Source organism: Streptomyces sp. NPDC058401, from assembly GCF_042722885.1.
GTDB lineage: Bacteria > Actinomycetota > Actinomycetes > Streptomycetales > Streptomycetaceae > Streptomyces.
This window is the reverse complement of sequence record NZ_JBHXKA010000036.1, coordinates 53,482-65,229: the sequence shown is the minus strand read 5'-3', so window position 1 is coordinate 65,229 and position 11,748 is coordinate 53,482. Positions and strand designations below refer to the sequence as shown.

At 74.4% G+C, this 11,748-nt stretch carries 9 protein-coding genes; 3 read left to right on the top strand and 6 right to left on the bottom strand.

From position 1 onward, the window contains the following. Positions 1-177: 177 nt before the first annotated feature. Positions 178-3,054 (top strand): LuxR C-terminal-related transcriptional regulator, encoded by a 2,877-nt coding sequence (locus ACFWNV_RS16230; protein WP_383946620.1) that lies wholly within the window; start codon positions 178-180, stop codon positions 3,052-3,054. Positions 3,055-3,109: 55 nt separating this feature from the next. Here the strand turns inward: ACFWNV_RS16230 and ACFWNV_RS16225 are convergent, their stop codons facing one another. The 4 genes from ACFWNV_RS16225 to ACFWNV_RS16210 all read right to left on the bottom strand — a co-directional run bounded on the left by ACFWNV_RS16225 (position 3,110) and on the right by ACFWNV_RS16210 (position 8,405). Beyond that, positions 3,110-4,555, bottom strand: coding sequence for a glyceraldehyde-3-phosphate dehydrogenase (locus ACFWNV_RS16225; protein ID WP_383946618.1), 1,446 nt, complete (start codon positions 4,553-4,555; stop codon positions 3,110-3,112). Positions 4,556-4,704: 149 nt separating this feature from the next. After that, on the bottom strand, positions 4,705-5,484 hold the full coding sequence (locus ACFWNV_RS16220) for a 3-hydroxybutyrate dehydrogenase (protein WP_383946615.1): 780 nt from the start codon (positions 5,482-5,484) through the stop codon (positions 4,705-4,707). Positions 5,485-5,599: 115 nt separating this feature from the next. Continuing rightward, positions 5,600-7,027: a 3-hydroxybutyrate oligomer hydrolase family protein gene (locus tag ACFWNV_RS16215; RefSeq protein ID WP_383946612.1), complete on the bottom strand. Its 1,428-nt coding sequence runs from the start codon at positions 7,025-7,027 to the stop codon at positions 5,600-5,602. A gap of 97 nt (positions 7,028-7,124) precedes the next feature. After that, the gene (locus ACFWNV_RS16210; RefSeq protein ID WP_383946610.1) at positions 7,125-8,405 is read right to left on the bottom strand and encodes an alpha/beta hydrolase family esterase; all 1,281 of its coding nucleotides are present in this window, start codon (positions 8,403-8,405) and stop codon (positions 7,125-7,127) included. 249 nt (positions 8,406-8,654) lie between these two features. Here ACFWNV_RS16210 and ACFWNV_RS16205 point away from each other — a divergent pair, with 249 nt between their 5' ends. Next, positions 8,655-9,263, top strand: coding sequence for a hypothetical protein (locus ACFWNV_RS16205; RefSeq protein ID WP_383946607.1), 609 nt, complete (start codon positions 8,655-8,657; stop codon positions 9,261-9,263). On the opposite strand, the gene ACFWNV_RS16200 is transcribed toward ACFWNV_RS16205, so the two are convergent. Continuing rightward, complete coding sequence (locus ACFWNV_RS16200; protein ID WP_383946604.1) at positions 9,235-9,933, bottom strand: CoA transferase subunit B; 699 nt, start codon at positions 9,931-9,933, stop codon at positions 9,235-9,237. The two genes, ACFWNV_RS16205 and ACFWNV_RS16200, sit on opposite strands and share 29 nt — an antisense overlap. A 1-nt stretch (position 9,934) precedes the next feature. After that, positions 9,935-10,732: a CoA transferase subunit A gene (locus tag ACFWNV_RS16195; RefSeq protein ID WP_383946602.1), complete on the bottom strand. Its 798-nt coding sequence runs from the start codon at positions 10,730-10,732 to the stop codon at positions 9,935-9,937. A gap of 278 nt (positions 10,733-11,010) precedes the next feature. Between ACFWNV_RS16195 and ACFWNV_RS16190 the strand changes: the two genes are divergently transcribed. Further along, entirely contained in the window at positions 11,011-11,706 is a 696-nt protein-coding gene (locus ACFWNV_RS16190) for a hypothetical protein (protein ID WP_383946599.1), read from the top strand. Positions 11,707-11,748 lie beyond the last annotated feature (42 nt).

The following is an 11,748-nucleotide window of genomic DNA, read 5'->3' as shown; positions in this document are numbered from 1 at the left end:
CCCGGGAAGGGCACGGTGCTCCGGATCTGCCACCCCGCATCCGGAGCGCGGACGGCCCGCCGTCGCACCACCATCGCCGGGAGCGGGACCCCTTGGCATCAGGGGAAACCCTTGATCCCCGCGCCCGGCGGCACCCGGCGTTGTCACGCGAACCGGCGCCGCCTACGGTGCCTCCTCGTGACGCCAGACAGCGACCCCGCCCACCCCGCGACCTTCGCGGACCCCGCGAACCCGGCCCACCGCACCGACGGCCCCGCGCCGGCCGCAGGGGGCCGGCACGCGGTCCCGGGCGCGGCCCGGCACGCCGCCGCCGTGCTGGAGCGCGAGGGGCGGGTGGCGCTCGCCGGCCCCTGGGGCGCGGGCAAGACCACCGTCCTGGAGGAGGTGCTGCGCACCCTCCCCTCCGGCCCCGGCCCCGGCCCCGGGCGTACGGTGCTGCGCGTCACGACGGTCGAAGAGGACCGCGACCACGTCTTCGGCGCACTCGCCCAGATGCTGTCCCACTGCGGCCCGGCCCAGCTCGCGGCGCTCTCGGGCAGGCAGAACGAAGTGGTCGACCGGATCCTGCACCGGGGCGCCGACGAACCGCTCGCCGCCTCCGAGCAGTTGCCCGCGCGCCTCGCGGTGACCGCGCTGCTCGCGTCGGGCCGCTGGATCCTGGCCGTGGACGGGGCCCAATGGCTCGACCCGGCCAGCGCCGACGTCCTCGGCTACGCCCTGCGGACCCTCCCCGCACCCGGGCTCACCGCGCTCGTCACCGAACGCGTCCACGGCCGTGCGCAGGCCGCCGCCCGGCTGCTCGGCGGGCACCCCGTCCAGGTCGACGTGGACCCCCTCGACGCCGAGGAGACGGCCGCCCTGCTGGAGGCACACGGCCTGCCCACCCGCTGGGCGGGCCCCCTGCAGAGCCACTGCGGCGGCCACCCCCTGCTGACCTCCGTGTCCTGTACGGCGCTCGCGCGGCTGCCCGCGTCCCAGCGGCACCGGCCCGCCATGGCCGGGCAGACGGTCGACGCGGCCGGGGCCTGGCTGCGCTCCACGCTCGGCGAACCCGCCCGCCACACCCTGATGCTCGCCGCCCTGACGAGCCGGCCCTCGCTGCCGCTCCTGCTGCGGGCGGGCCGCTCCGACGCCGAGGAACACCTGGCCCAGGCCCAGGCCGCCGGGGTGCTGAGCGTGGACCCGGCGAGCGCCGTCCACTTCACCGCGGCGGCCCTGGCCCGCGCGGCCGCACGCTCCGGGGCCAGGCCCCTGCGCGCGGCCGCCCACCTGACGCTCGCACGGGCCGTCGGAGACCCCGTCCACGAGGTGCGCCACCGGGCCCTGGCCGCGGACCTGCCCGACCAGGGACTGGCCGAGGACACCGAGACCGCCGCAGCCACCGCCCGCGAGGCGGGCGAACGGGCCCTGGCCGCCGAACTGTTCCTGCTGGCCGCCGAGATCACCCCGCCGGCCCGCTCCGCCATGCGCATCCGCAGGCTCTCGTACGCGGCCCAGGAGGCGGCCAGCGCCGGCTCCGTCGACATCGCCCGGCAGGCCGCCGACGCACTGACCGCCAGCAGGGCCGAACCCACCGACCAGGTCACCGCACTGCTCGCCGTGGTCGACGCCCACGGGCAGGCCATCTCCGATCTGGAGCCGCTGCTCGCACGCTGCCGGGAACTGGCGGCGGGCCACCCCGACCTGCTCGCCGCCGTCGAACTCCGCGCGGCCATCGCCGCCAACGTGGCCCACGCGGCCCCGGAGCGGGCTCTGCGCGCAGCAGGACGGGCCGCCGAACTCGCAGCCGCCGGCGGCCACCGCCCCCTGCAAGCGGCCGCCCTGACCATGCGGGCCCGGATGGAGCGCGTCCTCGGCACCGCCGACGCGCCGGGCACCCTCGCCGAGGCCCTCGCCCTCGGGGTGCCGGCCCAGCACTCCGGCATCCGCAACAGCGCCCAGTACCTCGCCGCCCGGCACGCCGTCTTCGACGACCGGCTGACGGAGGCGCGCGAACGGCTCCTGGAACTGCTCGCGCTGGCCGAGCACGAGGGCGACGCCGAAGACCTGGTCGACATCTGGCGCAGCCTCGCCGAGGTCGACACCCGCCTCGGGGCGTGCGCCCCGGCGCTCGCGTGGGCCGACCAGGCCGTACGGCTGTCCACCGCGGCGGGGCTGTCCATGGGCCCCGCCTGGTACACGGCGGCGCTGACGCAGAGCGCCGCCGGCTCCTTCGCGGCCGCCCTGCGCACCGCCTCCTGCGGAGCCCGCGCCTCGCAGGAGGAGGGGGACGGGCTGTACGTGTCGCGCAACCTCTGGGTCATGGGCGCCGTCCAGCTGCACACCGGGGACGTCGCCGACGCCGTGGCCTCCCTCACGGCCGTCGCCGAGGCCGAGCGGCACGTCCCTCTCGCAGACCCGGGCATGTTCCGCTGGCAGCCGGACGCCGTGGAGGCCTTCACCTGCGCGGGCCGGCTCGACCTGGCCCGCGCCCTGCTGGAGCGCGCACGGCCGGCCGCCGCCCCGGCCGGGGCCGACTCGGGGCCGGGGGCGGCACTGGACCGTGCCCACGGGATCCTGCTGGCCCGCGGCGGAGCCGTGGAGGAGGCGAGCGGTCTGCTCCACGGCACGGCGGCCGCCTTCGAACGGCTGGGCCTGCCCCTGGAACAGGCCCGTACGCTCCTCGCCCTGGGCCGGGTCGAGCGGGCCCGCAGGCGCCAGGCGGCAGCCCGCGCGGCCTGGGAGGCGGCCATGGGCGTCTTCGACGACACCGGCGCCCGCCCCTGGCAGGAGCTCACCCGGGAGCTCCTCGACCGGGCGGGCGGATCGGCCCCGGCCACGGGCCCGGCCCCGGGCGCGCGCAGGCTGACCGAGTCCGAGTCCCGGCTGGCGGACCTCATCTGCCAGGGCGCCACCAACCAGCAGGCGGCGCAGCACATGTTCATCTCGGTCAAGACCGTCGAGGGCATGCTGAGCCGCGTCTACCGCAAGCTCGGCGTCCGCTCGCGCACCCAGCTCGCGGCGGCCCGCGCCGCCGCGGCCCCGGGCCGGGAAGCACGGACGCCCCCCGAGTGACCTGGGGTCACTCGGGGGGCGTCCGGTACATCCGGTCCTACGGGGCCTCGGCGGATCAGGCCGCCGGCGCCGGGTAGGTCGGGTACTCGACCCCGGAGACGTACTGGACGACCCGGACGACCTGGCAGGAGTAGCCGAACTCGTTGTCGTACCAGAGGTAGAGGATCGCGTTGTCCCCGTCGACCTTGGTGGCACCCGCGTCGACGATCGAGGCGTGACGCGAGCCGATGAAGTCGCTGGAGACCGCGTCGGGCGCCGTGGTGAAGTCGATCTGGCGCTTCAGCGGCGAGGTCAGCGACACGTCGCGGAGGTAGTCGAGCACCTCTTCGCGGGTGGTCTCGCGGCCGAGCCGCAGGCTGAGGATCGCGATCGAGACGTCCGGGACCGGGACGCGGATCGAGCTGCCGCTGATCGGGGCCTTGAGGTCGGGCAGCGCCTTGGCGACGGCCGAGGCCGCGCCGGTCTCCGTCATGACCATGTTGAGCGGCGCGGAACGGCCGCGGCGGTCGGCGCTGTGGTAGTTGTCCAGCAGGTTCTGGTCGTTGGTGAACGAGTGGACGGTCTCCACGTGGCCGCGCAGAACGCCGTACTCGTCCGCCATCGCCTTCAGCGGCGGGACGATCGCGTTGGTGGTGCAGGAGGCGCAGGACAGGATCTGCTCGTCCGGCTTGATCGTGTCGTGGTTGACCCCGTGCACGATGTTCGGGACGTCGCCCTTGCCCGGAGCCGTCAGGACGACCTTGTCGATACCGGGGCGCAGGTGCTTGGACAGGCCCTCGCGGTCGCGCCACTTGCCGGTGTTGTCGATCAGGATGGCGTCCTTGATGCCGTACGCCGTGTAGTCGACCTCGGACGGGTCGTTGGCGTAGATCACCTTGATCTCGTTGCCGTTGGCGATGATCGTGCTGGTCGCCTCGTCCACGGTGATCGTGCCCTGGAACTGGCCGTGGATCGAGTCGCGGCGCAGCAGCGAGGCGCGCTTGACGAGGTCCGCCTCACCGCCTCCGCGGACGACGATGGCACGCAGGCGCAGGCCGTTGCCGGAACCGGTCTTCTCGATGAGCAGCCGGGCGACGAGGCGGCCGATGCGGCCGAAACCGTAGAGGACCACGTCGCGGCCCGCACCGCGCTCGATCTTGTTGGCACCCGTGGCGCCGGAAACGGCGCCGGCGGTGAACTCCTCCACCGACAGACCGCGGTCGTCCGCCGCGTACGACGCGGCGAGCATGCCGAGGTCGATCTGCGAGGGACCGAGGTCGAGGGTGGTGAGCGCCTGGAGGAAGGGGAGGGTCTCGGTGACCGAGAGCTCCTCGCCGTCGATCTGGCGCGCGAAACGGTGGGTCTTGAGAATGCTCACCACGGACTTGTTCACCAAGGAGCGGCTGTGCAGGAGGATCGTGACGTCCCGCTCCCGGTGCAGCTTGCCGATGATCGGAATCATCGACTCCGCGATCTTCTCGCGGTTCTTCCAGTTGGTGAACGAGTCGTCATTGACAGTCACAGAATTATCTTTCGAGCTAGGCGGCGCTCATATGCTAACCCGCGCGCGGATCGCTCCTTCAGGCACCCCCTGAACACCCTCTGGACACTCTCCGACCAGCCTCTGGCCAGCCCGTCACCCGCGGCGCACGGGCCGTCACCCGGACGGGGTCAGCTGGCGCTCCAGCCGCCGTCCAGGGGGAGCGAGGTGCCCGTCACGTAACCGGTGTGCGGACCGCACAGCCACAGGGCGGCCGCCGCGACCTCCTCGGGCTCGATGAGCCGCTTGATCGGCGACCGGGTCAGCAGTACCTCGGCGAGGACGTCCCCGGCGGGGATGCCGTGCGCGGCGGCCTGGTCCTGGATCTGGCCCTCGACCAGCGGGGTGCGGACGTAGCCGGGGCTGATGCAGTTGCTGGTCACCCCGTACGGGGCCCCCTCGATCGCGGTGACCTTGCTCAGCCCCTCCAGCGCGTGCTTGGCCGCCACGTAGGCCGATTTGTAGGCGCTGGCGCGCAGCCCGTGCACGCTGGAGATGTTGACCACCCGCCCCCATCGGGCGGCGTACATGTGCGGCAGCACGTGGCGCAGCAGCAGGAAGGGCGCGGTGACCATCACCTGCTGGATCAGGGCGAAGCGCTCGGGCGGGAACTCGGTGATCGGGGCGACGTGCTGGAGCCCGGCGCTGTTGACCAGGATGTCGACGGCCGCGGGCAGCCGCCCGAGGGCGGCGGGATCGGCCAGGTCGACGACGTGGGCGTACCCGCCGACGAGGCCGGCGACCGCCCGGGCCGCCTCCGCGTCGACATCGGCCACGTGCACGACGGCCCCGGCCTCGGCCAGGGCCACCGCGCACGCCCGGCCGATGCCGCTGCCGCCGCCCGTCACCAGGGCGACGCGCCCCTGCGGACCGCTGGGGGAAGGAGGTTCGCTCGTGGGTTCGCTCGTCATGGCCCGAAGCGTAGGGAGGGCCGCGGGCCGCGCCCACGGTGCCGCCCCCCATACTCGGAGCCGCCCGTATGGAGATGATCACCATGCGGGACCGGCGGCCGGGCGGGCTCCGCCCTCAGGCGTCGAGCGGGCATCCGGTCAGCAGGGCGGCCGGCGAGGCCGCCGGATCCCGTCGCACGGTGTGGCCGGGCGGCGGCCGCACACCGCGGCCGATCCAGTCCTCCAGCGCGGTGAAGGCGGCCCGGTGGCACGGGGTGAGGGGACGCAGCCGGTCGGGAAAGGCGTCCACCAGCGAGTCCACGTGGGTACCGCCCTCGATGCGGTAGTAGCGCAGCAGCGCCCCGCGGCCGGCCCGGCGGACCATGTCGGCGTAGACGTCGGAGTCCCGGGTGATGGGGAGCAGGACGTCGAGGGTGCCGTGCAGGGTGATCAGCGGTTTGCCGATCCGGCCGGTGAGGGCGGTCTTCGCCACGGCGGCCCGGACCTCCGCCGGCCGGTCGGCGTAGGCGTAGTCGGCGTCGCAGGCCGGCGTGCCCGGCGCACAGAAGGGGGTTCCGGCCTCGGCCGCGCCGTCGAAGCCCGGATCGAACTCCTCGCGGTAGATCCGCTGGGTGAGGTCCCAGTAGTAGCCGTGGTGGAAGGGCCACAGGAACTCCGACCCGGCCGGGAATCCGGCGGCGAGCATCGCCTCGTGCGCCTGCCCCGCCTGCGGGCCGCCCGCCGCGTAGACGGGGTAGGCGGTCAGCGCCGGGGGCAGGAACGTGAGGAGGTTCGGCCCGTCGGCCCGCCACAGGGTGCCCTCCCAGTCCACCCCGCCGTCGTACAGCTCCGGATGGTTCTCCAGCTGCCAGCGCACCAGGTAGCCCCCGTTGGACATGCCCGTGGCGAGGGTGCGGCCCGGGGCCCGGTGGTAGCGCTGCGCGACGACCGCACGGGCGGCCCGGGTCAGCTCCGTGACCCGGGTGTTCCACTCGGCGACGGCGTCCCCGGGGGTCCGCCCGTCGCGGTGGAAGGCGGCCCCGGTGTTGCCCTTGTCGGTGGCGGCGAAGGCGTAGCCGCGCGCGAGCACCCAGTCGCCGATGGCCCGGTCGTTGGCGTACTGCTCGCGCACGCCCGGGGAGCCGGCGACCACCAGTCCGCCGTTCCAGCGGTCGGGCAGCCGGATGACGAACTGCGCGTCGTGGTTCCAGCCGTGGTTGGTGTTGGTGACGGCTGCGGGGGCGGCGGTGTCGGGGAAGTAGCCGTCGATCTGGATGCCCGGCACGCCGGTCGGGACGGTCAGGTCCTTGGGGGTGAGACCGGCCCAGTCGGCCGGATCGGTGTGCCCGGAGGTCACCGTGCCTGCGGTGGTCAACTCCGCCAGGCAGGCTGTCTGTTGGTGTTCGGCGCCAGGGACGTGCAGGCGGGTCCGGCGGGTGCAGTGGGTGCCGGACCCGTCGGCCTCCCCGGCGGCGGCCGGGGGAGCGAGGAGGGCCGGCAGGGCCGAGGCCAGGAGGAGGACGGCGGTGGCCGCGGTGGCGGCGGAGCGGGTGGGCGGTGGCACGGGGAGCCTCCAGAGGTGGTGTGCGGGGAAAGGGAGCAGGGCGGGCGGGGGCCGGTGGAAGGGCGGACCCGTAGACCGGTGGACTGTGGACCGGTGCTCAGGGGCAGTTCGCGTCGGCGATGACGAAGTGGCCGGGCGGCGCCTCCTTCAGGGTGTGCGTGACGTAGAGGTTGTAGAGGCCCAGGTTCTGCCCGGAGCCCTTCGCGTACGCGTAGCTCCCGTCGGTCGTGGCCCGGCCCGCCTGCACCTGCTGGTAGTTGTTCGCCTTCCAGCACGCCGGGGGTCCACCGGGGTCGGGACCGGGGCCCGGGCCGGGATCGGTCGGGGGGCCGTTCAGGCCGAAGAACTCCGCGATCCAGTGGGCGGAGCAGATCGAGGCCAGGAAGTACGCCGCCCCCGTGTGCCCGCACCGGCCGGGGCCGGAACCGGGGTCGACCGGGGTGCCGTGCCCGATGCCCGGGACCCGGTCCACCTCCACGGCCACCGTGCCGTCGGCGGCCGCGTACTGCTCCTGCCGGGTCGCGTCGGGCCCGATGACGGACGTGCGGGAGGGGGTCTGCGGGAGGCCGTGCAACGCCGTCCACTGGTCCCGCAGTTCGTCGGCGTTGCGGGGGACGACCGTGGTGTCCGCGTCACCCTGCCAGATCGCCACCCGGGGCCAGGGACCGCTCCATGCCGGATACGCGTCGCGGACCAACCGGGCCCAGTCGGCAGGGGACTTGTCCACCCCGGGGTTCATGCACGCGTAGGGACTGCTCCCCCTGGCGCAGTCGTAGGGCAGCCCGGCGACCACCGCCCCGGCCGCGAACACGTCCGGGTAGGCCGCGAGCATCACGGAGGTCATGGCCCCGCCGGCCGACAGGCCGGTGACGAAGGTGCGGGCGGGATCCGCGGAGTAGGCGGAGGCGGAGTGGGCCGCCATCTGCCGGATGGACGCGGCCTCGCCCTGGCCGCGCCGGTTGTCCGCGGCCTGGAACCAGTTGAAGCACTTGTTGGGGTTGTTCGCGGAGCTCGTCTCCGCGAGGACGAGGAGGAACCCGGCGCGGTCGGCGAGTTCGGGCAGTCCCGAATTGTCCGCGTAGGTCTGGGCGTTCTGCGTGCAGCCGTGCAGGGCGATCACCACGGGCGGGTCGGCCGGGAGGGAGGCCGGCCGGTACACGTACATGCCCAGCTGCCCGGGATTGGCCCCGAAGTCGGCCACCCGCTGGAGCGTGACGGCGGCGCGGGCCGGGGACACCGGCCCGCCCAGCACCCCGCCCACGGCCAGCAGCGGCAGCGCGAGCAGCCGCACGAGAGCCCGGCGCGCGCGCCCGTACGTCGGGCCGGGCGAGGGGATGCCGGGCGACGGGATGTCGGTCGGTCTGCTGCACAAGGACATGGCGGCTCCCTGAGGTTGCGGGCAGGCAGGTTGCGGGCAGGGCAGGGCAGGGCAGGGCAGGGCAGGGCAGGGCAGGGCAGGGTAGGGCCCCGTCGCCCGGGGCGGGCGGCCTGCGGTGCCCGCCACCGTAGGACCGGGTCCTCCCGCGCCGGCATGGTGCGGAGCGCCATACGTGGCCCCCGCTTGCGGGGGCCACGAGGGTTGCGCGCGACTCCGGTCCGCTGCTAACGACCTGATCTACTGGGCCACATGAGCACCGGGGAACTCATCACACGAGCACGGCGGCTGGCAGCGCACGAGGGGCGGTGGATGGCGAGCCTCGGGCTGTGGGCGACCCGGCGCTCGCACGGGGTCGGGGACGGGGACACCGCCGTCGGGTACGCGCGGGCCCAGGCGCCGACGATGTACGGGCTGGTCTTCTTCTTCGCGATCGAGACGGCCGGCGTGTCCTTCATGCTCGCCGAGTATCCGGTGGCCCACCTGGTGATGCTGCTCCTCGACCTCTACACGGTGTTCCTGGTCCTGGGGTTGCAGGCCGCCGCGGTCACCCGCCCCCACGTGCTGCGGCCGGGTGAGTTGCGGGTGAGGCGCGGTGCCGTGCTGGATCTGCGGATCCCCCTGGACCGGATCGCGTCCGTGGGCCACGACCTCCGCTTCCCGGACGCGAACAGGCCGGAGGACGGGGTGCTGGACGTGGCCATCGCCTCACAGACCTCGATCACCATCACGCTGACCGCCCCGGTCACCGCCGTGTCCCTGTGGGGCCGACGCACGCAGGTCCGTACGGTCCACTGGCACGCCGACGACCCGCGGACCGCCGTCGCGGCGATCAGGAACCTGTTGCCGGCGGACGGGTAGCACCACCCGCCGCCTCCACCGGCTCCGCCACCGCCCCCGTCTCCACCACCACTTCCGCGTCCGTTGCCGCGCGGACCTGGTCCAGCGAGACCCCGGGCGCCAGTTCGCGGAGCAGGAAGCCCCCCGGGGTGATGTCGAGGACCGCGAGGTCGGTGATCACCCGGTGGACGACGCCGCGCCCGGTCAGCGGCAGCGTGCACCGTTCCACGAGCTTCGGCGTGCCGTCCTTGGCCGTGTGCTCCATGAGCACGATCACCCGGCGCGCACCGTGCACCAGGTCCATCGCGCCGCCCATCCCCTTGACCATCTTCCCGGGGATCATCCAGTTGGCCAGGTCGCCCGAGGCCGACACCTGCATGGCGCCCAGCACGGCCGCGTCCACGTGCCCGCCGCGGATCATGCCGAAGGACAGCGCGGAGTCGAAGAACGCGGCCCCCGGCCGGACCGTCACCGTTTCCTTGCCCGAGTTGACCAGGTCCGGGTCCAGCTGCCCGGCCGAGGGGTACGGGCCCACGCCCAGGATGCCGTTCTCCGACTGGAGCACCACCTCGACGCCGGGCGGCAGGTGGTCGGGGATGAGGGTCGGCAGGCCGATCCCCAGGTTCACGTACGTACCGTCGGACAGTTCCCGGGCGGCGCGGGCCGCCATCTGCTCACGCGTCAGAGCCATGTCACCGTCCGCCTTGCTGCTCGGGGAAGAGGGCCGTCCGGACCGTGCGGCGCTCCACGCGCCGCTCCGCCGCCGGATCGGCGGGATCCACGCGGACCACCCGCTGGACGAAGATGCCGGGTAGGTGAACGACGTCCGGATCGAGCTCGCCCGGCTCGACCAGCTCCTCCACCTCGGCGATGGTGATCCGCCCCGCCATCGCCGCGAGGGGATTGAAATTGCGGGCCGAGGAGTGGAAGGCGAGGTTGCCGTGCCGGTCCCCGGCCGCCGCCCGCACGAGGGCGAAGTCAGTGGTGATGCCCTCCTCCAGGAGGTACTCCCGGCCGCCCCAGCTCCGCAGTTCCTTCGGCGGCGAGGCGACGGCGACGCTCCCGTCGGCCCGGTGGCGCCAGGGCAGGCCGCCCTCGGCGACCTGGGTACCGGCCCCGGCCGGGGTGTAGAACGCCGGTATGCCCGCGCCACCGGCCCGCAGCCGTTCGGCGAGGGTGCCCTGCGCGACCAGCTCCACCTCCAGTTCGCCGCTCAGGTACTGCCGGGCGAACTCCTTGTTCTCACCCACGTACGAGCTGGTCATCCGGGCGATCCTGCCCTCGCGCAGCAGCAGCCCCAGACCCCAGTCGTCCACCCCGCAGTTGTTCGACACCACCTCCAGGCCGTGCACCTCGGGGCGCTCCAGCAGCGCACCGATCAGCACGCCCGGTACCCCGCACAACCCGAAGCCGCCCACCGCGAGCGAGGCTCCGGCGGGAATGTCCGCCACCGCCCCGGCCGCGCTCGCGACCACCTTGTCCAGTCCCATCGCACGCCTCCTCCGCCCGGTCCCGGGCCGCCGCCGCCCGAACGGGCCTGCGCGCGGCCGGGCCGGCCCGACCGACCCTAGGAACCACGGGGCCGCCCCGGCCATGTCGGCCGCCCACACACCGGACGGCCCTGCCGTGTGGCCCGGGAACCGGGGAACCGGTGGAGCCGGGCGCACGTCACAGCCCTGCCGATCGGGCAACGGAGCACGAGGGGGAGCTGATGGGGCGTCGAACCAACCGGAGACACCTGCGCGTGGTGAACGCGAAGACTGCGGGGATGGAGAAGGTGAAGGGCGGCGCGGCGGCCGCCGTGGCCCTGGGGGTGGCCGCCGTGCTGCTCACCGGCTGCGGGAAGGTGCCGGCCGGGTCGGCCGGGTCCGCAGGTTCGGCCGGTTCTGCCGTGGCCGAGCCGGCCGCTCCGTCCGCGGTGGCCTCGCCACCCCGTTCGGACGGGTCCTGCCCCGTGGCCGACCCCACCGCGTCGCAGTCGCCGCCGGTGACGATCGACGGCACCCCGGCCAACACCCCCGAGGCCGAGCGGCTGTCGCAGGCCATCGGGGCTCAGGGCTACGGAGCCTTCGCCGACGTCTACTCGACCCAGATCGTCGACCACCCGGCGGGCCGGGTCGCCCTGTGCGTCACCGACCTCGCCCGCGGCCGGCTCCTGGTGGAGGCCGCACACGCGGCCGATCCCGAGGCGGACCCGGCCCGGGCCGACCTGTACCTGAGCAAGTACGCGCACCGCACCCTCCGGGCCGCGGGGAAGAAGCTCATCGACCTGAAGGCGGGGTTCCCCATCTACACCGTCTCCGGCGGTCACGGAGCGGCGGTGGAGGTCACCAGCACCGCGGAGGGCGCCGCCTCGGCGGAGTTCAAGGCGCGGCTGGAGAAGGCGACCGGGGGCATCCCCGTCACGGTCACGAAGGGGGAGCAGCCCACACCCCTGGTGGGGGCGTTGACCGCCGCTCCCTGACCGGCGGCCCCTGCTCGGCGGCTCGGGACAGCCGCTGCCGGG

Bases quoted from the DNA above. Each gene is read 5' to 3' on its own strand.
- ACFWNV_RS16220 (WP_383946615.1), bottom strand. From the start codon at position 5,484: ATGACGAGCGAACCCACGAGCGAACCTCCTTCCCCCAGCGGTCCGCAG.
- ACFWNV_RS16200 (WP_383946604.1), bottom strand. From the start codon at position 9,933: ATGGCTCTGACGCGTGAGCAGATGGCGGCCCGCGCCGCCCGGGAACTG.
- ACFWNV_RS16210 (WP_383946610.1), bottom strand. From the start codon at position 8,405: ATGTCCTTGTGCAGCAGACCGACCGACATCCCGTCGCCCGGCATCCCC.
- ACFWNV_RS16195 (WP_383946602.1), bottom strand. From the start codon at position 10,732: ATGGGACTGGACAAGGTGGTCGCGAGCGCGGCCGGGGCGGTGGCGGAC.
- ACFWNV_RS16190 (WP_383946599.1), top strand. From the start codon at position 11,011: ATGGAGAAGGTGAAGGGCGGCGCGGCGGCCGCCGTGGCCCTGGGGGTG.
- ACFWNV_RS16205 (WP_383946607.1), top strand. From the start codon at position 8,655: ATGAGCACCGGGGAACTCATCACACGAGCACGGCGGCTGGCAGCGCAC.